This is a genomic window from Mycobacterium parascrofulaceum ATCC BAA-614, assembly GCF_000164135.1.
GTDB classification, from domain to species: Bacteria; Actinomycetota; Actinomycetes; order Mycobacteriales; family Mycobacteriaceae; genus Mycobacterium; species Mycobacterium parascrofulaceum.
The window spans coordinates 27,861-46,853 of sequence record NZ_GG770558.1 but is presented as its reverse complement, the minus strand read 5'-3'; the positions used below and the strand labels follow the sequence as shown (position 1 = coordinate 46,853).

Sequence of the window (18,993 nt, the reverse complement as noted above, 5' to 3'; positions counted from 1 at the left end):
ATCTGGCCCCTGCGGGCCAGCTCGTCGTGGGCCTTTCAGCCCTACTTTGCCGCGAGGCGGGCGTCGTAGCATCTGCTCATCCTGGAGACCCCCGGTGTCCCTGCCAGAGCCGAGAACCCGAACATGACCACCACACACATCCCGCCCGCCCCCTCGCTCGAAACGCCCGCGATCACCGAGCAGCGCAGACGCGAAGTCGACGCGATCGTCGACAGGGCGGCCGCGGCGGCCCGGGCGTTCCGCCAGCTCGACCAGCAGCAGGTCGACGCGATCGTCGAGGCGATGGTGCGGGCCGGGGTACGCGCCGCGGGGGAACTGGCGGGCGTCGCGATCGAGGAGACCGGGTTCGGCGTCTTCGAGGACAAGGTGGTCAAGAACTATGTGGCCACCGAGTTCCTGCACGACTACCTGCGTGACAAGAAGTCGGTCGGCGTCATCGACGAGGACGTCGAACACAACATCGCCTACGTGGCCGAGCCGATCGGGGTGGTGCTGGGCATCACCCCGGTGACCAACCCGACCTCGACGGTGCTGTTCAAGGCGATTGTGGCCGCCAAGACCCGCAACGCCATCCTCTTCCGGCCGTCACCGTACGCGGTGCGCTGCTGCGAACGCAGCCTCGAGATCCTCCGCGCGGCGGCCGAGGCGGCCGGAATGCCACCCGGGGCCCTGCAGGTCATCCCCGACGCCGCGCACGAGGTGACGCACTACCTGTTCAAGCACCCGGGAGTCGACTTCATCTGGGTGACCGGCGGACCGAAGATCGTCGCGCTGGCGAATGCGGCCGGCAAGCCGGGGCTGTCCGTCGGCCCCGGCAACGCGCCCATCTACGTGCACAAGACGGCGGACCTCAAGGGCGCGGTCGTCGACATCCTGATCTCGAAAACCTTTGACTCGTCGGTCATTTGCCCGGCCGAGCAAACGTGCATCATCGACGACGAGGTCTACGACGAGGTGCTGGCCGAGTTCGAGCGGATGGGCGCCCAACTGCTCACCCGCGACCAGGCCGACGCGGTGGCGAAGTTCGCGTTCGGCTGCGGTGACAAGATCTCGCTCGAGGCGGTCGGGCAGCGGGCGTCGGAGCTGGCCGCCCGGGCCGGCTTCAGCGTCTCGCCGACCGTGAAGGTGCTGCTGGCCCAGCTCCCCGCCGACCTGGACGAACTCGCTTCACATCCGCTGTTGGCCGAGAAGCTGATGCCGGTGCTCGGGGTGGTGCGCGCACGCGGGGTCCAGCACGCCATCGACGTGGCCGTCCTGGTCACCGAACACGGCGGGCTGGGGCATACCTCGGCGGTGTACGCCAACGACGAGGATGTCATCCAGGCGTACGGCCTGGCGGTTCGCACGGGGCGCATCCTGGTCAACGCCCCGACCGCGGTCGGGGCCCTCGGCGGGGTTTACAACAACCTGACGCCGACGTTCTCGTTGGGTTGCGGCACGTGGGGCGGGTCGAGCACGACGGAGAACGTCAACTACCGCCAACTGCTGAACATCAAGACCGTTTCCCGGCGCCGCACGCCGCCGCAATGGTTCCGCGTCCCGTCGAACACCTACTTCAACGAGGGCGCGCTGGACAACCTGCGCGAACTCGACTGCGAGACCGTCGTGGTGATCACCGACGCCCTGACCGAGGAGCGCGGTGTGGTCGAGGCGCTGCGCGGCAAGCTGCGCGCCCAGCACGTGCAGGCGTTCAGCGAGGTGACGCCGGAGCCCGACGAGGCCACCATCCGACGCGGCGTCGCGCTGCTGCAGCGGGTGCAGCCCGATCTGCTGATCGCCGTCGGCGGCGGCTCGGTGCTGGACGCGGGCAAGGCGATCCGGCTGTTCTACGAGCACCCGGAGAAGAGCCTCGACGAGTTGACGATGCCGTTCCTCGACCCCCGCAAGCGGGTGGCCGACTATCCGACGGACCGCCATCGCGTCCAATTGGTCGCCGTGCCAACGACATCGGGGACCGGGTCGGAGGTCTCGCCGGCGGCGGTGCTGACGGTGCGCGGGAAGAAGGAGACGCTGGTCGACTACAGCCTGGTGCCCGACCTCGCGATCGTCGATCCCGTCCTGACCTCGTCGATGCCACCGAAACTGACGGCCGACACCGGCGTCGACGCGCTCACCCACGCGCTGGAGGCGATCGTCTCCATCTTCGCGTCGCCGTATACCGACGCGTTGTGCGCCCAGGCGGCACGACTGATCTTCGACGCGTTGCCGAGGGCATACGACGACCCCGACGACCTCTCCGCGCGGACCGACATGTCCAACGCGGCAACCCTTGCCGGGCTGGCCTTCTCGAACGCTTTCGTCGGGACCAACCATGCGCTCGCCCATGCCGTCGGCGCGAAGTTCGGCATCTCGCACGGCCGGGCGAACGGCATTTTCCTGCCGCATGTGCTGCGCTACAACGCAAGCCTGCCGAGCAAGTTCATGCCCGCGCCGGGATATTCCGCGTATGTGGCGCCGGACAAATACGCACAGCTCGGCCAGCTGATCTTCGGCGGCCACGAGCCCGACGACTGCCGCGGCCGGCTGTTTGGCGGGGTGGACGATCTGCTGGGACGACTGCAGATGCCGCGGTCGCTGCGGGACCACGGCGTCGACGAGCGGGAGTTCCTGGCGGCGCTGCCCGCGCTGGCGATGACGGCGTTCGAAGACCTCAGCAACCGCACCAATCCGCGGATGCCGCTGGTCAGCGAGATCACCGCTCTGCTGCGGGCGGGCTTCTACGGCGATCCCGAAGCGGTTCAGCCGCGGACCTGAGGCAGCACGTCACGCTCCCACGCCCCGAAGAAGCCGTCCATGTCGGGCCCGATCTGCTGCACGTATACCTCGTCGATGTCGGCGTCGATGTACTTGCGGACCTGCGCGATGTGCTTCTCCGGATCCGGCCCGCACGCGACGCTCTCGGCGACCGTCTCCGGCGGCACCAATGACATCAGGGCGGCGAAGTCCTTGGGTCGCGGCAAGATCTGCGACGTCTGACCGGGCAGGCCCTCGTTGCCCCACAGACGATGCGCGGTCTTCAGCGCGGCGTCGGGATCCCGGTCCCAGCAGACTTTGGTGCCACCCTGAACCGGCTTGTCACCGCCGCCGGCGTCCCGGAACTGCTTGACCAGCTCGCCGTCGGGCATCGAAATGCTGTAGCCGTCGCCAATCCGCGCGGCCAGCTCCACCCCCTTGGGGCCGAAGCCCGAGACGTAGATCGGCACCGGCTGCTCGGGCCGCGTGTAAACCTGGGCTTCCTGCACCTCGTAGTGCTTGCCGTGGTGGCTGATTTCCCCACCCTCGTGCATCCTGCGGATGATCCCGACCGCCTCCTCGAGCATCTCCTGCCGCACACCGACGGATGGCCAATTGTCCCCGAGGATGTGTTCGTTAAGCGCCTCACCGCTGCCCACCCCGAGCACGAAACGCCCGTCCAGTTGCACGGCCGCGGTGGCCGACGCCTGGGCGACGACGGCGGGATGCATGCGCACGGTCGGGCAGGTGACGGCGGTGCTGACGGGCAGCGAGGTCGCCTCCGACAGGGCGCCGATGACGCCCCAGACGAACGGGCTCTCACCCTGCTCGTCGTTCCAGGGATGGTAGTGGTCGGAGATCCACAGCGCGTCGAACCCGGCCGCCTCCGCGCGCTTGGCCTGGTCGATGAGTTCCTTCGGGCCGAACTGCTCGCTGGACAGAAAATATCCGATCTTGGTCATGGCTGGCGGGCTACCCGGTGTGCGGCGCATTATGCACGGTGTTCGCGGGAGGTCTCGCGGCACCGCGCGCCGACCCACCGCTCGGCGCTGGCTTGCCCGAACTGGCTTGCCCCAACAACTTTCGGCACCGGACCCGACGTGCGCCGTGGAACGGGCGAGCCGGGCGCCCGCTACGGGATCTTCCGCGCGATCCGTCTGGCGATCTGAGCACCCCGATCACCGACGTGGTCGGCGCAGGCGCTCACATCGACGACGACGTTGTTGGTCGTCGTCAGCGCCCGCTGGCATGCCCAAGCCCCGGCGCCTTCCTCTTGGACCCGGGTTATCGTCAAAACGCCGTCGTCGTCGGTGGCCTTGCTCAGCGTCCAGTAGTGGGCGTTCGGGTCGCCCGGGTCGTGGAGATCGACACGCCGGTTATCGCAGTCGGCCCAAGCCTTCACCTGGCCGGCATAGAAGTCGTGTGCGGCGGATGCCCCGGGGAACGCCACCACCGCCTGGTAGGCGATGTGGTCCGGACGATCGGGGTGGTCCTTGAGTTCCTGCACGCGCACAGCCGTCCAGCCGCTGCCTTCGTAGGAGTATTCCTGTGCTTCGGCCCACACCAGGCAGCCGTCTTCGAGGGGACGGTTCGTGTACATCGTGTCGGCCGAAGCGACGACCGCCATGTCGGCGTCCATGACGGCGCCGATGCCGCCGGTGTCGAGCAGCAGGCCGGCCAGCGCACCGGGCGCCAGCGGTCGCGGGGCGTGACCGATCGTCGGAGCCGCCACCACCCTCCCCTCGGTGGTGACGGTGCATCCCGCCGTCAGCGCGGAAAGCGCCAGGAGCGCCAGCGCTTGCCGCTTGCCCGCAATCCTCATTCGCCTAACTTCACCCCCCGCCACCGCAGCGTCATCGAGCCTATGCGGCGACGCGAGAACCGCTTCGTCGATTCGGAAGAATATGGTTCTCCCTGACCGAGAGACGAATTACGATACCGGTGATCCGTAAGATCCCGCCCCCGACGATGGGAGTCCGTCATCGACGCCTGGATCCTCGATGCGGTGCGCACACCCCGCGGCCGGGGCCGCCCCGACGGCGGGCTGCACGCCGTCCATCCGCAGGCCCTGTTCGCCCGCTGCCTCACCGCGCTGCGCGAGCGGATCGGCTTCGAACCCGCCGACGTCGACGACGTGATCGCCGGCAACGGCATCCTGGGCGGCGACCACGGCGACGACATCGCGCGCCTGTCGGTACTGCTCGCCGGCTGGCCCGAGACGGTGCCGGGGATGACGCTGAACCGGTTCTGCGGGTCGGGCCAACAAGCCGCAACCGTCGCCGCGTCGTCGATCGCCGCCGGCAGCGAGGACCTGGTGATCGCCGGCGGAGTCGAATCGATGTCCCGGTGGGACGTCACCGTCGGGTCCCCGACGATCGACGGCCGAAACCCCGATTTTCGGGCTCGGTATCCCACTGTCCCCCAGGGCATTTCGGCCGACCTCATCGCGACGCTGGAGGGCTTCACCCGCGATACCGTCGACGACTACGCCGCGCGGAGCCAGAGCCGCGCCGCCGTGGCGATCGACGAGGGAAGGTTCGTGCGTTCGCTGGTCGACGTCCCGACGCCCGCCGGGCCGTTCGGGCGCGACGAGCATCCACGCCCGGGCACCACCGCCGAGGCGTTGGGGCGCCTCAAGCCCGCCTTCGCCGCGATGGGCGAAACACGCGCCGACGGTGAGGAACTCACGTTCGACGAGATCTGCCTGCGGCGCTACCCCGGCATCGGCCGGGTCGATCACGTGCACCACGCGGGCAATTCGTCGGGGGTGGTCGACGGTGCGGCCGCGGTGTTGGTCGCGTCCTCCAACTGGATGCACGCGCAGGGTGTCACCCCGCGCGCGCAGGTCCGCGCCACCGCGGCGATCGGCAGCGAACCGATCATCATGCTGACCGCGCCCGGGCCGGCGGCCCAACTCTGCCTGGAACGCGCCGGCATGACGGTGGCGGACATCGACCTGTGGGAAATCAACGAGGCCTTCGCCGCGGTTCCGCTCAAGACGATGCGCGACCTCGGCATCGATCCCGAGGTGGTCAACGTCAACGGCGGCGCCATCGCCCTCGGCCACCCCATCGGCGCCACCGGCGCGATGCTCATCGGCACCCTCCTGGACGAACTCGAGCGGCGTGATCTGACAACGGGATTGGTGACCATGTGCACCGGCGGCGGCATGGGTACGGCGACCGTCATCGAGCGGGTATGACCGTGCCGAGCACGCTGGAAATCGATCGGCCGGGCGACGGGGTCGCCGTGCTGCGCCTGAACCGCCCCAAGCAACTCAACGCCATCAACGAAGCGATGCAGAGCGAATTGCGCCGCGCGCTGGCCGATGTGGCCACCGACCGCTCGGTGCGCGCCCTCGTGCTGACCGGCGCCGGGCGTGGCTTTTGCGCCGGGATCGACGTGCGCGACTTCGGCCCCTCGATGCTGGACGCCAGTGCGCCCGCGCTGGAGCGGATGCGATTCCAGGAGCGGATGGCCGCCCTGGCGGAAGCCGTCCGCGCACTGCCCCAGCCGGTCGTGGCCGCGGTCAACGGCCCCTGCGTCGGGGCCGGGCTCGCGTTGTGCCTGGCGGCCGACATCCGAATATGTTCGGAGACGGCCTCGTTCGCCAATGCCGCCATCCTGCTCGGCCTCTCCGGCGCCGAGATGGGCATGAGCTACCACCTGCCGCGCATCGTCGGCGCCGGCGTGGCCGCCGACTGGATGCTGACCGGCCGCACGGTTTCGGCCGGCGAAGCCGACCGGCGCGGCCTGGTCAGCGAGGTGGTCGAGCCGGACCGGTTGGCGGACCGGGCCGTCGAGGTGGCGGCACTGATAGCGAGCCATTCCCCGCTGGGCGCACAACTGACCAAGCGCGCGCTGCAGGTCAACACCGACGCCGCGAACCTGTCGGCGGCGCTCGAGCTGGAGAACCGCAACCAGGTGATCGCGCACGCCACGGACGAGGCGGCCGAGCGCCGCAGGAAGTGGTCGTCGTGACGGGCCCGCTGCGCGGCGTGCGCATCGTCATGATGGGCGGCCTGGGTCCCGGCCCGTTCTGCGGAATGCTGTTGGGCGACCTGGGCGCCGACGTCATCCGGGTCGACGGCCTCGCCGCCGTCGACGGCCCCCTACCCATCGATTACCCGGTGCGTCGCGGCCAGCGGTCGCTGGCCGCCGACGTGAAGGATCCCCGCGGCAGGGACCTGGTCCTGCGGCTGGTGGCCGCGGCGGACGCCTTCGTCGACGTGTACCGGCCCGGGGTGGCCGAACGCCTGGGCATCGGGCCAGACGAGCTGTGTGAGCGCAATCCCCGCCTGGTGTACGCCCGCATGACCGGTTACGGCCAGGACGGCCCCCTGGCCGGCCACGCCGGTCACGACATCAACTACATCGCCCTGACCGGTGCCCTGCACGGCATCGGCACCGCCGAATCCCCTGTGCCGCCGCTGAATCTGGTCGGCGACTACGGCGGCGGCGGAATGTTGTTGGCCGTCGGCCTGCTCAGCGCCATCCTCGAGGCCCGCGAGTCGGGCACCGGTCAAGTGCTCGACGTCGCCATGGTCGACGGCGTCGCCACGCTGCTGGCGCCGTATTTCGGCATGGTGCCCGCCGGCACCTGGCGCGACCGGCGCCACGACAACCTGCTCGACGGCGCCGCCCACTTCTACGGCGTGTACGCCACGGCCGACGGCGGCCATTTCGCCGTCGGCGCGATGGAGCCGAAGTTCTACGCGGAGCTGTGCGAGCGCCTGGGTGTCGACGTGCCCCACGACGATGACGCGCCGGGGAACTGGGCCGCGCACCGTGCCACACTGGCCGCCCGCTTCGCGGAGAAAACGCGCGACGAGTGGGAGCGGATCCTCGCGGCCCCGGGATGCTGTGCGACGCCGGTGCTTTCGCTGACCGAGGCGCCGGGGCACCCGCACCTCGCCGCGCGCAGAACGTTCGTCGAGGTCGACGGCGTCCCCCAACCGGCGCCGGCGCCCCGGTTCTCCCGGACCCGGCCGCAGCCCCCCACCGCGCCGTCGCTGCCGGGCGATCACACCCGCGCGGTGCTGCGCGAACTGGGGATGGACGCGCGAGGCATCTCCGAGCTGGTCCAAGCGGGCGTGGTGGCCCAGAGCAACCGGGAGGAGCGTTAGATGTCGTGGGACTTCTCCACCGACCCCGAGTGGGCGCGGCAGCTGGGGTGGGTCGAGGATTTCGTGCGGGAGGAGTGCGAACCCATCGACTTGATCGTCAAGGAGTCGCACGACCTCAACGATCCCGTGCGCCAGGCGCTCATCCCGCCGTTGCAGGAGATCGTCAAGGACCGCGGCTTGTGGGCCACCCACCTCGGTCCGCATCTGGGCGGCCCGGGCTACGGCCAGGTGAAACTGGCGCTGCTCAACGAGATCCTGGGCCGCTCGGAGTGCGCGCCGATCGTCTTCGGCTCCCAGGCCCCGGACTCGGGCAACAGCGAAATCCTGGCGCACTACGGCACGCCGGAGCTCAAAGCCCGCTACCTCGAGCCGCTGCTCGACAACCGGATCGTCTCCTGCTTTTCGATGACCGAGCCGCAGGGCGGTGCCGACCCGAAGGTGTTCCGCACCACCGCGGTGCCCGACGGGGAGCACTGGATCATCAACGGCGAGAAGTGGTTCTCGTCGTTCGCCTCGATGGCGTCGTTCATCATCGTGATGGCCATGACCGACCCGGACGCGCCGCCCTATCAGCGTTATTCGATGTTCGTCGTGCCGGGCGACACCCCCGGCATCAACGTGCTGCGCGACGTCGGACTGGGCTACCAGCCGCTCGGCGGGGGGCGCGAGGGTTACGTCCGCTACGAGAACGTGCGGGTGCCGGCCGATCACATGCTCGGCCCGCGGGGTGGGGCCTTCGCGGTCGCACAAACCCGGCTGGGCGGCGGCCGGATTCACCACGCGATGCGCACCGTCGGGCTGGTTCGCCGGATCTTCGACATGCTCTGCGAGCGGGCGGTCTCGCGGTACACCCAGGGCGAGGTGCTGTCCAACAAGCAACTCGTCCAGGAGATGATCGCCGACTCGTGGATGGAGATCGAAGCCTTCCGGCTGCTGACGCTGCAAACCGCTTGGAAGATCGACCAATTCAACGACTACCGGGCGGTGCGTGCGGACATCTCGGCGGTGAAGGCGATGATGCAGAAGGTGCTGCACGACGTGTCGTCGCGGGCGCTGCAGTTGCACGGGTCGCTGGGCACCACCCACGAGATGCCGTTCGTGCAGTACCTGGTGGAGTCGTTCGTGCTCGGGCTCGCCGACGGCCCGACCGAGGTGCACAAGGTGACGCTGGCCCGCCTGCTGCTGAAGGACCGCGAACCCGCGCCCGATCTGTTTCCGTCGGAACATTTGCTGCGGTTGCGCGCGGCGGCGGAGGCGAAGTTTGCCGACAGGCTGGCCGGCATCCATCGGCCACGTGGCGATCGCTAGCGCGGCGGAGCCGGGCGAAGCGGGTCGCCACCATCGGCCACGTGGCGATCGCTAGCGCGGCGGAGCCGGGCGAAGCGGGTCGCCACCATCGGCCTTAGACGGATTTGGTGACGCCGACGTACGACAGCACCACGTCGGACAGGTCGGTCATCCGGGTCAGCACCGCGTACGAGCGGATGAACGACTGGCCCACGCACCCATCGATCTTGATGTGGAAGTTGCTGATCATGACCCAGGGGTTGGCACCCTTGAATTGTTTCTTGATCACCGGCACCGTGATGACGAGGCCGGGCTTCATCCCGACGCTCATCGCGCCGTTGACGGGCGCTGAAATGTAGGGCAGCAGGGGTGGCAACGTGCCGGTGGTGTCGAAGGTCGGGCTGACGCCCGGGATGAGGCCCGCGCCGCCCTCCATGATCACGCCGTTGGACGTACTCATGTCGATCCCGCAGCCGATCTGGTAGCCCACCTCCAGGACGCCGTGGGGTTCTTCGGATCCTTTCAGCGAGCCGACGAAGATCCCGCTGGCCACGTATTCGCGGGACGCGACGGAGGTGGTCAAGGGGGCCACGGGAACCTGCGCCTCGTCCTTGGCGCCGAGCCCCAGCGTCCAGCCGTCGGGAGTGTTGAGGATGACGGGTGGGTTCGAGGGCACCGCTCCGTCGGGCGGCGGCGCCGCGGCCGCACCGGCGGGCTCGACCTCGGGATCGGCGCCCGTCGCCGGCGCCGTGACCACGGACATGACGAGGCAAAAGGCGACCACCAGGGCGCGACGAACGACCACGGCTATCGGCCTCACGGACGACAACGTACGCATGCGCCGTCTCGCGTCGCGAAATTTGCTGGGCGGCCGAGCAAAGTCGTTGTCCGTTCGTAACTCTTATGCGATGTGGACAACGAAGGTAGAATGGATCGGCAGTTCGGGCAGCTGATGGAAGGGCCGCGATGATGATCAGCAGGTTCGCCGGTCTGCTTGTTGCGGGTTCGGTGGTCGCCGCGGTGTTAACGGGCGGCGCCGGATTTGCGACCGGAACCGCGCTCGCGTCTCCGGACCCCGCCCAACAGCCCGACATCTCCGACGCGATCGACGAATGGGAGATTCAGTACCCGACCATGCTCACGAACCCCCTCGATGAGAGCGGCCCGTCGGGCGACTGGGGTGGGGTCGGAATGTGGTGCCAGAATCTCCGCGCCAACTGCAGCTGATCAGCCGCATTGATCCAGGATTGATCGCGCCCGGTCCAGCAGCCCCGGAAGTGTCGCCGCCATGGCTTCCCAATCCGCCCGCGGTGCGCGCCTGCGCCGGTTGTGCTTGACGATCAGCGACCATGTCGCCGCCGACTTGAAGCACGCCAGCGCGCGGAACCAGCCCAGGTCGGTGACCCGACGGCGCAGCCGCTCCTGGTAGATCTCGGCCAGCTCGGCCACCGGCGGTGCCAGGCCCGCCGCGCTCGCGACGCGCCGGTAGGTGTCCGGGTCGCAGTTGATCAGGAACCAGCCGGCGTCGATGCGGGGATCACCCACCGACCAGATTTCCCAGTCGATCACCGCGTTGATGGCGGGCCCGTCGGCCAGCAGATTGCCCAGCCGGAAATCACCGTGCACCACGCTCGGTGCCATTGCCGTTGGCGCACAACCCAAGAGTGCGTCACGCACCCGCGTCCAACCGGGCACGAGCGCCGCGTCGACCGTCTCCAGCGTCTGAGACCATCGCCGGACCTCGGCGACCGCATCGACAATCGGTTCACCACCAAGGCCGATCTCGGCCGGCTTCACGTTGTGCAGCGCGGCCATGGCCCGGCATGCGTTGCGGTAGCGTTCGGGAAGCTCGGGGGCAGCGGCACAATCGTCGAAAAGCGGTTCCACACAGTCGCCTTCGACGCGTGACATCACGAACAGGGGCGGCCGCACCGGTGGGTCCCCCCTGTCCTCCCACAACACCTGCGGCACCGGAACCCCGCTCCCGGCGAGGGCTTTGACGATGCGGGCCTGGCGCAGCACGTCGCGATGACCGACCGGTTCGACCCCCGGCGGGGCGACCTTGATCACCACCGGCCGGTCGTCGAGGGCGCCTTCGAACGTGAGGCTGGAGGCGCCCCCGGGCAGGGGGGTGACGCCGCTGACGCCGGCGACCTCCAGCCGCCGCCTCAGCTCCCGCGAATCGAGCTCGGTCATTCAGCCGGCGGGGTTGGTCCAGCCGACCTCGGCGAGGAAGTCCTGGGTGTGCGCGATGCGCCCGGTCAGGACCTTCGGATCGCCGGTGCACAGCCGCAAGGCGGTCTCGGTGATCAGTTCGATGTCCTCGGTGTCGGTCTTGGCCAGGTCGAGCGTGCCGGCTCCCGGCGTGGCCACGGGATTGCTGGGGGCGGCGGCGTTGACGGCGATCCCGTCGTCGTACAGTTCGGCCGCAAGGCTTTTCGTCAGCCGGTTGAGTGCGGCCTTGACCGTCCCGTAGATGCCGAAGCCCGCGGTGCGGTCGAATTCCGAGAACGGGGGCCCCGGCGGCAGATCGCCGCCGACCGAGGTGAGGTTCAGGATCCAGCCCCGCCCGCGCTCGCGCATCGCCGGGATCGCCAGCTGGCTCAACTGCAGCGGGCCGAGAACGTGCATCTCCAGCATCAGGCGGGCCCGCCGTTCCGGAAACCCGTCCAGCGGCCGTAGGAACGTCACCGCGGCGTTGTTGACCAGGATGTCCGGGGCGCCGACGGCGTCGACCACCTCGGCGAAAAGCCGTTCCCTTTCCCCCGATTGGGACAGATCGGCCGGGATCGCGACGGCCTTGCCGCCGGCGGCCATGATCTCGTCGCGCGTCTGGCTCAGCGAGCCCTGGTACTTGGGATCGGGCTCCATCGTGCGGGCGGTCAGCGCGACGGTGGCGCCGCGCGCGGCGAGTCGTGCGGCGATCGCCTTGCCCAGCCCGCGGCTGCTTCCGGTGACCAGGGCCACCATCCCGTCACACCTGGGGGCAGCGCCCATCCTGAACCTCCTACGGAAATAGCTTCTCCGTATCAGAGAATGCCATTATCACCGGTGCGGGGGAAGTGCCCGCCCGCGCAGCGCGTCGATCGAGTAGCTCCCGCCGCCCGTGAAGACCAGCAGCAGGAACGCGAAACAGAACAGGATCGCCAACGCGCCGCCGTTGCCCGCCGGCGGATCGGCGACCGGCCAGAACGCCTGGGGTTGATGGATCCAGAAATAGGCGACCGCCATCTGCCCCGAGGCCACGAAGGCGACGGCGCGCGTGCAGAGCCCGGAGGCGATGAGCAGGCCCGCGATGACTTCGATCAAGCCGGCGTACCAGCCCGGCCACGACCCGAACTCGATGCGGACGGGCGAGGCAACGGGAAAATCGAACAGGCTCCTCGAGCCGTACGCGGCGAACAGCAAACCGTAGACGCAACGAAACACACTCAGCGCGGTCGGGGCGTGGCGTCCCAGTCGCCGGTCCCAATCCTTTGTCACGCCCCACAGGTTACGGACGCGGTCCAGTCGAGCAGGCGTCGCCAAAGCCGATGCCGACTCGACGCCATGTTGTGGCAGTGCGCGCTGTCGGCCAGGACGAGGGTGGTGATGTCCGGGCAACTGCGATACATACCGGCCTCGGCGCGCGGGTCCGGTGACACGTCGACGACGCCGTACCCGGTCAACACCGGGACATCGATCAGCGCGGCCTGCTCGGCAACCACGCCCGGGATCATGGCGGTACCGAACACGCGCGGCACCGTCGACTTCGCGACGACGCAGTCGGCCGCCACGACGTCGGCGGGGACGTCGGCAAGGTGAAACCAGCCGTGCAAGTGCTCGCGCGGGCCCTCGAAGTACGGCTGCGGCAGGGCCGAAAGGATCTCCCCCGCCAGCTCGGCGCGGCCCTGCGCCGTTGCCGACCGGGCGATGAAGGCCGGATCGAGGTTGAGCGGCGCGACGTGTTGATTGGTGCAGCCGAGCAGGGCCAGCGCGGCGAAGCTGGAAAACCGCGCTTGTTGGGTGATCGCCAGATAACCCCCCAGGGAATGCGCCATGGCCACCGGTGCCGCGTCGATCCCGGTTACCCCCGGCAACTCGGAGACGGCACGCGCGAGCGCGGCGGCAATCTCACCGAAGCCGAAATCGCATGCGGGTTGCGAGCTTTCACCGGTGCCGAGGGGATCGATCGTCACCACGGCGTAGCCGCTCGCGGTGGCGAAGTCGGCGAAGCTGTAACCATGCTGGCCGGGGATGCGCAGGTCCCAGTATTCCCTGCTGTAGGTGCCGCCGGGCAGGCAGACCAGCAGTCCCCGCGCCCCTGTTCCGGTGCGCGCGGGATGGTAAGTCGCCGCCAGGGACGCGTGCTCGCCGATCACGTCGCTGACGTCGAACGTCAATGGGCGCGCGGCAAAGGTCATACGGCGCAATCCTTCCACAGCATGTCCTGTACACAGTTACATGTACTTCGGTCCGCAAGGAGGCGTCTTGACCTATCTGTTTCTCTTCTGCGCCATCTTCGTGGAAGTGATCGCGACCAGCCTGCTCAAGAGCACGGACGGCTTCACCCGGCTGTGGCCGACCGTCGTATGCCTCACCGGTTATGCCATCTCCTTCGCGCTCCTGGCGCTGTCGATTGCGCGGGGCATGCAGACCGACGTGGCCTACGCCTTGTGGTCGGCGATCGGCACCGCCCTCATCGTGCTGATCGCCGTCCTGTTCCTGGGCTCGACCATCACGGTGGCGAAGGTGGCAGGGATCGCGTTGATCATCGCCGGCGTGGTCACGCTGAACCTGTCCGGTGCGCACTGATCGCCGTCAGCGCCGTTTCGTCGCCGGCCCGTGAGCCGGTGTTTACGTAACGGCCTTCAACTGCGCGCCTGATGTGCAAACATCGCTGCCAGACTGACGCTCTGCCGCCCGCGGGCGGCTCGGTTGAATTGCGGCAACCTCTAGGGAGCAGGACACCATGACCGATGTCGATCGCACGCCGCCGGACGGTCTCACTCCCGCCAGCCCCGCCCGGGCCGATCTGGTCGAGCACTCCCGCACCGGGATGGGCGCGGCCGCGCTGCAGCGGGCGATCAACGACCACCTGCGCTACTCGATCGGCCGCCCGGCCGCCGCTCGGCGGCCCGAGCACTACTACCGTGCGCTCGCGCTGGCCGTGCGCGACCGCATGCAGGACCGCCGCGTCGTGTCCACGCAGACCTCACTCGATCTGGGCCGCAAGGTGACCTGCTACCTGTCGGCCGAATTCCTGATGGGCCCGCAGCTGGGCAACAACCTGCTGAACCTCGGCATGGAACGGGTCGCCCGCGAAGCGCTGGCGGCGATGGGCCAGAACCTGGACACGGTGCTGGCGTGCGAGGAGGAGCCGGGGCTGGGCAACGGCGGCCTCGGCCGGCTGGCCGCGTGTTACCTGGACTCGCTGGCCACCCTGGAGCGGCCGGCCATCGGTTACGGAATCCGCTACGAATTCGGCATTTTCGACCAGGAGATCCACGACGGCTGGCAGGTCGAGCAGACCGACAACTGGCTGGACCACGGGAACCCTTGGGAGATCGCCAAGCCCGACGTCAACTACTTGGTCAAATGGGGCGGCTATGCCGCGCACCACACCGACGACGACGGCCACGACCGCGTGCGGTGGGTGCCGGGCCGGGTGCTGAAGGGCGTCGCCTATGACACGCCGATCCAGGGTTACGGCGTCAACACCTGCAACGTGCTGACGTTGTGGAGCGCCCGCGCGGTCAAGTCGTTCGCCCTGGACGCCTTCAACACCGGCGATTATTACGGGGCGGTCGAGGACGAGGTGATGTCGGAGACGGTCACCAAGGTGCTCTACCCGAACGACGAGCCCGAGGCGGGCAAGCAGCTGCGCCTGCTGCAGCAGTACTTCTTCGTGTCCTGCTCCCTGCAGCACGTCCTGCACATCATGGACGACCTCGCCGACGTTTCGGTCAGGGAGCTGCCCCAGCGTTTCGCCTTGCAGCTCAACGACACCCATCCCTCGATCGGCGTGGCCGAGCTCATGCGGTTGCTGGTCGACGAGCGCCGGCTGGGCTGGGACGAGGCGTGGGAGATCACCGTCGCGACGTTCGGCTACACCAACCACACGCTGCTGCCCGAGGCGCTGGAGACCTGGCCCCTGGAGTTGTTCGCCGAGTCGCTACCGCGCCACCTCGAGATCATCTACGAAATCAACCGCCGGTTCCTCGACGAGGTGCGCACGCGGTTCCCCGGCGACGACGAGCGCGTCGGCAGGATGTCGCTCATCGGCGAGAACGGCGGCAAGAACGTCCGGATGGCGCACCTGGCCACCGTCGGCAGCCACGCCATCAACGGTGTCGCCGCGCTGCACTCGGAGCTGCTGAAAAGCAGTGTGCTCAAGGACTTCTACGAGATGTGGCCGGAGCGGTTCAGCAACAAGACCAACGGTGTGACGCCGCGCCGCTTCCTGGCGCTGGCCAACCCGGGGCTGCGGGAACTGCTGGACCGCACCGTCGGCGACGGCTGGCTGACCGATTTGGGCCGGCTGCGGGGGCTCGAGCCGTTCGTCGAGGACGCCGCCTTCCGCCGGGAATGGCGCGACATCAAACGCAACAACAAGGCGCGCCTGGCCAAGTACATCCGCTCGGTGGCCGGCGTCGAACTCAACCCCGACTGGATGTTCGACGTCCAGGTCAAGCGCATCCACGAGTACAAGCGACAACACCTCAACGTCCTGCACGTCGTGGCCCTGTACCACCGGATCAAGCAGAATCCCGGGCTGTCGATTCCGCAGCGCGCCTTCATCTTCGGCGGCAAGGCCGCACCCGGGTATTTCATGGCCAAACGAATCATCAAGCTGATCAACGCGGTCGGGGAAACCGTCAACGCCGACCCGGACGTCAACCGGTTCCTGAAGGTGGCGTTCGTGCCCAACTTCAACGTGCAGAACGCCCACCTGATCTACCCGGCCGCCGACGTGTCCGAACAGATCTCCACCGCGGGCAAGGAGGCGTCGGGCACCGGGAACATGAAGTTCATGATCAACGGCGCCCTGACCGTCGGCACCCTCGACGGCGCGAACGTCGAGATGCGCGACGAGGTGGGCCCGGAAAACTTCTTCCTGTTCGGCCTGACCGAGCAGGAGGTCGAGGCCGTCAAGGCGGGCGGATACCACCCGGCCGACTACATAGACGGCGACGACGATCTGGGCGCGGTTCTGAAACTCATTGCCGATGGCACCTTCTCGCGCGGCGACACCGAGGTGTTCCGGCCGCTGGTGGACAACCTGCGCCACGACGACCCCTTCCTGGTCTGCGCCGACTACGCGTCGTACGTGGCCTGCCAGGAACGGGTGAGCGCGGCGTGGCAGGACACGGAGTCGTGGACGAAGATGTCGATTCTCAATACGGCTCGCAGCGGCAAATTCTCGTCGGATCGGGCCATCACCGAGTACTGCGACGACATCTGGAACGTGTGGCCGCTCACCGTCAAGATCTAGCGGTACCCCGGTAAGTCCGGCACCCCGCTGGCGGTCAGCCATCCGCCGCCGTCGACGACGAGCGTCGCCCCGGTGACATACGACGCCGCATCGCCGGCGAGGAAGAGCACGGCCTCGGCGACCTCGGTGGTCGAGCCCGGCCGCCGCAAGGGATTCTGCATGGTGCGGTGCGCGGCGTCGCCGGTGATCCTCTTGACCCCCTCGGTCCCTGACATCGCCCCGGGCGCAACGACATTGACCCGGACCCCGTCGGGACCCCACTCGATGGCACAGGCGCGGGTGAACGCATCGATGCCGGCCTTGGCCGATACGACGTGGGACTGCAACGCCATCCCGCGGTACTGGGTCGCCGCGCTGATGTTCACCACGGATCCGCCGTGATCGCGCAGCCAAAGCTCGTAGGCCGCCTTCGACACGTTGAACGTCCCCAGGAGGTCGATGTCGACCACGGCCTTGAATCCGCCCGGGCTCAGGTCGCTGATCGGCACGGGAAAGTTCCCGGCGGCGTTGTTGACGACAATGTCGAGGCGGCCGAACGCGCGTATCACCTCCCCGACCACGGCCGTCACGTCCTCGTGCCGCCGGACGTCGCAGACGCCGTAAACGGCTGCTATCCCCGCGTCTTTCAACGCCGCAACGGCCGCCTGGAGGTTCGCCTCCTTGCGGCTGCAGATGGCGATCCGGGCGCCGTGACTGCCGAGCACCCGGGCGGTTTCCAGGCCCAGGCCGGTGGCGCCGCCGGTGACCAACGCCACCTTGCCTGCCAGCAGATCGGGCCGAAACGGGCTGCGCCGGTCGCTCACGCCGTTCAGGTTACGACGGGCGACCGTCGCACGACAGTGGACGTTTTCCCGGCGCACGGCAAGGATCAGCATTGCGACCCCTGGCAGGAGGAAAGTGACCCGACGATTCCGTGGGCTTGTCCTGGCCCCGTTGACCGTGGCGCTGGCGATGCTGCTCGCGCCGGCCGCTTCGGCCGACACCTACACCGATCAACTGGTGGGCAAGTTCAACGCCCAGACGCACGTGGTGGCCGATCCGGGGGCGAGGCCGCCGTTGCCGGACCCGGACAGGCTGAACGACCAGATCCTGGCCAGCCGCTGGACGTGGAGTTCCGCGCCGCCGATCTGGGTGGCGGCGGTCGCCCCCCGCCAGACCGGGGTGACCACCCCGGACGCCATCCACGACGTCATCCTCGGACGCGATCCCGCATTCAGCGGGATCATTCTGGTGATCGACGCCAGGGGTTATCACGTGCGCGCCTACAACGTGCCCAAGGCGATCGCGGACAGCGTCGACCCGCTCATGAGCCAGTCGGCCAGGGCCCACCGGAACGACCCGCAGGGCGCGACGAGTGAATTCGTCGGCAGATTGACCCGGGTGGACGTGTCCTCCGCAGGGCCCGCGGCCACCACCTCACCTGCCGTGCACCAGAACCCCGACCGCTGGGCATGGCTGTGGAGCCTGCTGGTCTTCCTCGCTGTCGCGTCGAGCGTGGTCGCCTTGATCTGGTTCGGTGTCAGCCGAAACCGCAAGCGCCGCAACGACGCAGCGGCGCGCGAGCAGATCAAGCAGGAACTGATCACTGCGACAGCGGACGTCGGCGACCTCGACAACGCGGTGCTCACCAACAGCGAAACGGACGTCAGCGCCGAGTCGACGAAGGCCAACGCCAGCCTGTACGACGCCCGGAAGGCCTACGAGACCGGCGACTACGGCGCGGCGCGCGCCCACCTGCGGGTGGTGGAATCGACGGTGGCGAAAGCCAACCAGAAGCTGTACCCGGGGCGGGCCGCGGGAGACGCCGCCGCCGCCGGCGCGGTGCCGGAGGACGAGCGCAAGCAGGCTTCGGTGCGGACGAAGAACCCCGACACCGGCGAGTACGTGACGATCAACAACACCAACTACAGCACCACCCCGCAGCCCGGCTACCCGCACTACTACGGGGGCGGCTACTACAACGGCATGTTCTTCTATCCGGGTTACTACCCGTACGCCTTCTGGGGTCCGGGTTGGGGCTGGGCGCTCACGGACGTCCTGCTGATGGATGCGCTGCTCGACGACCACTGGGGCGGCGGCGGGTACGAGCGAGGGTTCGAGGCCGGCCGCGACTCGGCGTACGCGGATGCCGGCGATAACGGCGGCCAGAGCGCCGGCTATGACAGCTCGCAAGGCGATGTCGGGTTCGGCGGCGGTTACGACTCCGGCGGCGGGGACGTCGACTTCGGCGGCGGCTGGGACTTCGGCGGAGGCTCGGACTTCGGCGGAGGTTCGGATTCGGGCGGCGGCGACTTCGGGTTCTGATTTCCAAGAAGTAAGGTTGCCTAAATGAGTACCGACCGGACAAGGCCCATCGTCGGCGAGGTGGTCCGC

Annotated in this window: 17 protein-coding genes; 9 read left to right on the top strand and 8 right to left on the bottom strand. The window is 68.6% G+C overall.

Annotated features, from left to right (window positions below):
* The first annotated feature begins 123 nt into the window (after positions 1-123).
* Positions 124-2,754 (top strand): bifunctional acetaldehyde-CoA/alcohol dehydrogenase, encoded by a 2,631-nt coding sequence (gene adhE, locus HMPREF0591_RS23515; protein ID WP_007171192.1) that lies wholly within the window; start codon positions 124-126, stop codon positions 2,752-2,754.
* On the opposite strand, the gene HMPREF0591_RS23510 is transcribed toward adhE, so the two are convergent.
* Entirely contained in the window at positions 2,739-3,695 is a 957-nt protein-coding gene (locus HMPREF0591_RS23510) for an LLM class F420-dependent oxidoreductase (protein ID WP_007171191.1), read from the bottom strand. The genes adhE and HMPREF0591_RS23510 overlap by 16 nt on opposite strands.
* Positions 3,696-3,865: 170 nt before the next feature.
* Positions 3,866-4,555, bottom strand: coding sequence for a sensor domain-containing protein (locus HMPREF0591_RS23505; protein ID WP_007171190.1), 690 nt, complete (start codon positions 4,553-4,555; stop codon positions 3,866-3,868).
* A 183-nt stretch (positions 4,556-4,738) separates the two neighbouring features.
* Here HMPREF0591_RS23505 and HMPREF0591_RS23500 point away from each other — a divergent pair, with 183 nt between their 5' ends.
* Genes HMPREF0591_RS23500 through HMPREF0591_RS23485 form a run of 4 tightly spaced genes read left to right on the top strand, consistent with a single transcriptional unit; the run spans position 4,739 to position 9,167 of the window.
* Positions 4,739-5,935 carry an acetyl-CoA C-acetyltransferase gene (locus HMPREF0591_RS23500; protein WP_007171189.1) on the top strand — a complete coding sequence of 399 codons (1,197 nt, stop codon included), beginning with the start codon at positions 4,739-4,741 and terminating at the stop codon, positions 5,933-5,935.
* Positions 5,932-6,714 (top strand): enoyl-CoA hydratase/isomerase family protein, encoded by a 783-nt coding sequence (locus HMPREF0591_RS23495; protein ID WP_007171188.1) that lies wholly within the window; start codon positions 5,932-5,934, stop codon positions 6,712-6,714. The genes HMPREF0591_RS23500 and HMPREF0591_RS23495 overlap by 4 nt, the downstream gene beginning before the upstream one ends.
* The gene (locus tag HMPREF0591_RS23490; protein WP_007171187.1) at positions 6,711-7,859 is read left to right on the top strand and encodes a CaiB/BaiF CoA transferase family protein; all 1,149 of its coding nucleotides are present in this window, start codon (positions 6,711-6,713) and stop codon (positions 7,857-7,859) included. Before HMPREF0591_RS23495 ends, HMPREF0591_RS23490 begins: the two co-directional genes overlap by 4 nt.
* Positions 7,860-9,167 carry an acyl-CoA dehydrogenase family protein gene (locus tag HMPREF0591_RS23485; RefSeq protein ID WP_007171186.1) on the top strand — a complete coding sequence of 436 codons (1,308 nt, stop codon included), beginning with the start codon at positions 7,860-7,862 and terminating at the stop codon, positions 9,165-9,167.
* A 94-nt stretch (positions 9,168-9,261) separates the two neighbouring features.
* On the opposite strand, the gene HMPREF0591_RS23480 is transcribed toward HMPREF0591_RS23485, so the two are convergent.
* Positions 9,262-9,909, bottom strand: coding sequence for an MspA family porin (locus HMPREF0591_RS23480; protein WP_040623913.1), 648 nt, complete (start codon positions 9,907-9,909; stop codon positions 9,262-9,264).
* Positions 9,910-10,115: 206 nt separating this feature from the next.
* On the opposite strand from HMPREF0591_RS23480, the gene HMPREF0591_RS23475 reads away from it, so the two are divergent.
* Entirely contained in the window at positions 10,116-10,373 is a 258-nt protein-coding gene (locus tag HMPREF0591_RS23475) for a hypothetical protein (protein WP_244269089.1), read from the top strand.
* On the opposite strand, the gene HMPREF0591_RS23470 is transcribed toward HMPREF0591_RS23475, so the two are convergent.
* The 4 genes from HMPREF0591_RS23470 to HMPREF0591_RS23455 are packed head-to-tail and all read right to left on the bottom strand — an operon-like array spanning position 10,374 to position 13,549.
* Complete coding sequence (locus tag HMPREF0591_RS23470; protein WP_007171183.1) at positions 10,374-11,342, bottom strand: phosphotransferase family protein; 969 nt, start codon at positions 11,340-11,342, stop codon at positions 10,374-10,376. It abuts the gene before it with no gap.
* Positions 11,343-12,143, bottom strand: coding sequence for an SDR family NAD(P)-dependent oxidoreductase (locus HMPREF0591_RS23465; RefSeq protein WP_040623800.1), 801 nt, complete (start codon positions 12,141-12,143; stop codon positions 11,343-11,345). It lies immediately after the preceding gene.
* A gap of 48 nt (positions 12,144-12,191) precedes the next feature.
* Positions 12,192-12,629: a DoxX family protein gene (locus tag HMPREF0591_RS23460; RefSeq protein WP_007171181.1), complete on the bottom strand. Its 438-nt coding sequence runs from the start codon at positions 12,627-12,629 to the stop codon at positions 12,192-12,194.
* Positions 12,626-13,549: an alpha/beta hydrolase gene (locus tag HMPREF0591_RS23455; RefSeq protein WP_007171180.1), complete on the bottom strand. Its 924-nt coding sequence runs from the start codon at positions 13,547-13,549 to the stop codon at positions 12,626-12,628. The genes HMPREF0591_RS23460 and HMPREF0591_RS23455 overlap by 4 nt, the downstream gene beginning before the upstream one ends.
* A gap of 67 nt (positions 13,550-13,616) precedes the next feature.
* Here HMPREF0591_RS23455 and HMPREF0591_RS23450 point away from each other — a divergent pair, with 67 nt between their 5' ends.
* Together HMPREF0591_RS23450 and HMPREF0591_RS23445 are read left to right on the top strand one after the other, a co-directional pair.
* On the top strand, positions 13,617-13,940 hold the full coding sequence (locus HMPREF0591_RS23450) for a DMT family transporter (RefSeq protein ID WP_040623798.1): 324 nt from the start codon (positions 13,617-13,619) through the stop codon (positions 13,938-13,940).
* 244 nt (positions 13,941-14,184) lie between these two features.
* The gene (locus HMPREF0591_RS23445) at positions 14,185-16,620 is read left to right on the top strand and encodes a glycogen/starch/alpha-glucan phosphorylase (protein ID WP_050790131.1); all 2,436 of its coding nucleotides are present in this window, start codon (positions 14,185-14,187) and stop codon (positions 16,618-16,620) included.
* On the opposite strand, the gene HMPREF0591_RS23440 is transcribed toward HMPREF0591_RS23445, so the two are convergent.
* Positions 16,617-17,423 (bottom strand): SDR family oxidoreductase, encoded by an 807-nt coding sequence (locus HMPREF0591_RS23440; protein ID WP_040623911.1) that lies wholly within the window; start codon positions 17,421-17,423, stop codon positions 16,617-16,619. The genes HMPREF0591_RS23445 and HMPREF0591_RS23440 overlap by 4 nt on opposite strands.
* 94 nt (positions 17,424-17,517) lie before the next feature.
* On the opposite strand from HMPREF0591_RS23440, the gene HMPREF0591_RS23435 reads away from it, so the two are divergent.
* Entirely contained in the window at positions 17,518-18,924 is a 1,407-nt protein-coding gene (locus tag HMPREF0591_RS23435) for a hypothetical protein (protein ID WP_007171176.1), read from the top strand.
* Positions 18,925-18,993: the final 69 nt, after the last annotated feature.

What these genes read in the sequence shown, in the direction of transcription:
- adhE (WP_007171192.1), top strand. Translation starts at nt 124, where the DNA reads ATGACCACCACACACATCCCGCCCGCCCCCTCGCTCGAAACGCCCGCG.
- HMPREF0591_RS23510 (WP_007171191.1), bottom strand. Translation starts at nt 3,695, where the DNA reads ATGACCAAGATCGGATATTTTCTGTCCAGCGAGCAGTTCGGCCCGAAG.
- HMPREF0591_RS23505 (WP_007171190.1), bottom strand. Translation starts at nt 4,555, where the DNA reads ATGAGGATTGCGGGCAAGCGGCAAGCGCTGGCGCTCCTGGCGCTTTCC.
- HMPREF0591_RS23495 (WP_007171188.1), top strand. Translation starts at nt 5,932, where the DNA reads ATGACCGTGCCGAGCACGCTGGAAATCGATCGGCCGGGCGACGGGGTC.
- HMPREF0591_RS23485 (WP_007171186.1), top strand. Translation starts at nt 7,860, where the DNA reads ATGTCGTGGGACTTCTCCACCGACCCCGAGTGGGCGCGGCAGCTGGGG.
- HMPREF0591_RS23480 (WP_040623913.1), bottom strand. Translation starts at nt 9,909, where the DNA reads ATGTCCGTGGTCACGGCGCCGGCGACGGGCGCCGATCCCGAGGTCGAG.
- HMPREF0591_RS23475 (WP_244269089.1), top strand. Translation starts at nt 10,116, where the DNA reads ATGATCAGCAGGTTCGCCGGTCTGCTTGTTGCGGGTTCGGTGGTCGCC.
- HMPREF0591_RS23470 (WP_007171183.1), bottom strand. Translation starts at nt 11,342, where the DNA reads ATGACCGAGCTCGATTCGCGGGAGCTGAGGCGGCGGCTGGAGGTCGCC.
- HMPREF0591_RS23465 (WP_040623800.1), bottom strand. Translation starts at nt 12,143, where the DNA reads ATGGGCGCTGCCCCCAGGTGTGACGGGATGGTGGCCCTGGTCACCGGA.
- HMPREF0591_RS23455 (WP_007171180.1), bottom strand. Translation starts at nt 13,549, where the DNA reads ATGACCTTTGCCGCGCGCCCATTGACGTTCGACGTCAGCGACGTGATC.
- HMPREF0591_RS23445 (WP_050790131.1), top strand. Translation starts at nt 14,185, where the DNA reads ATGGGCGCGGCCGCGCTGCAGCGGGCGATCAACGACCACCTGCGCTAC.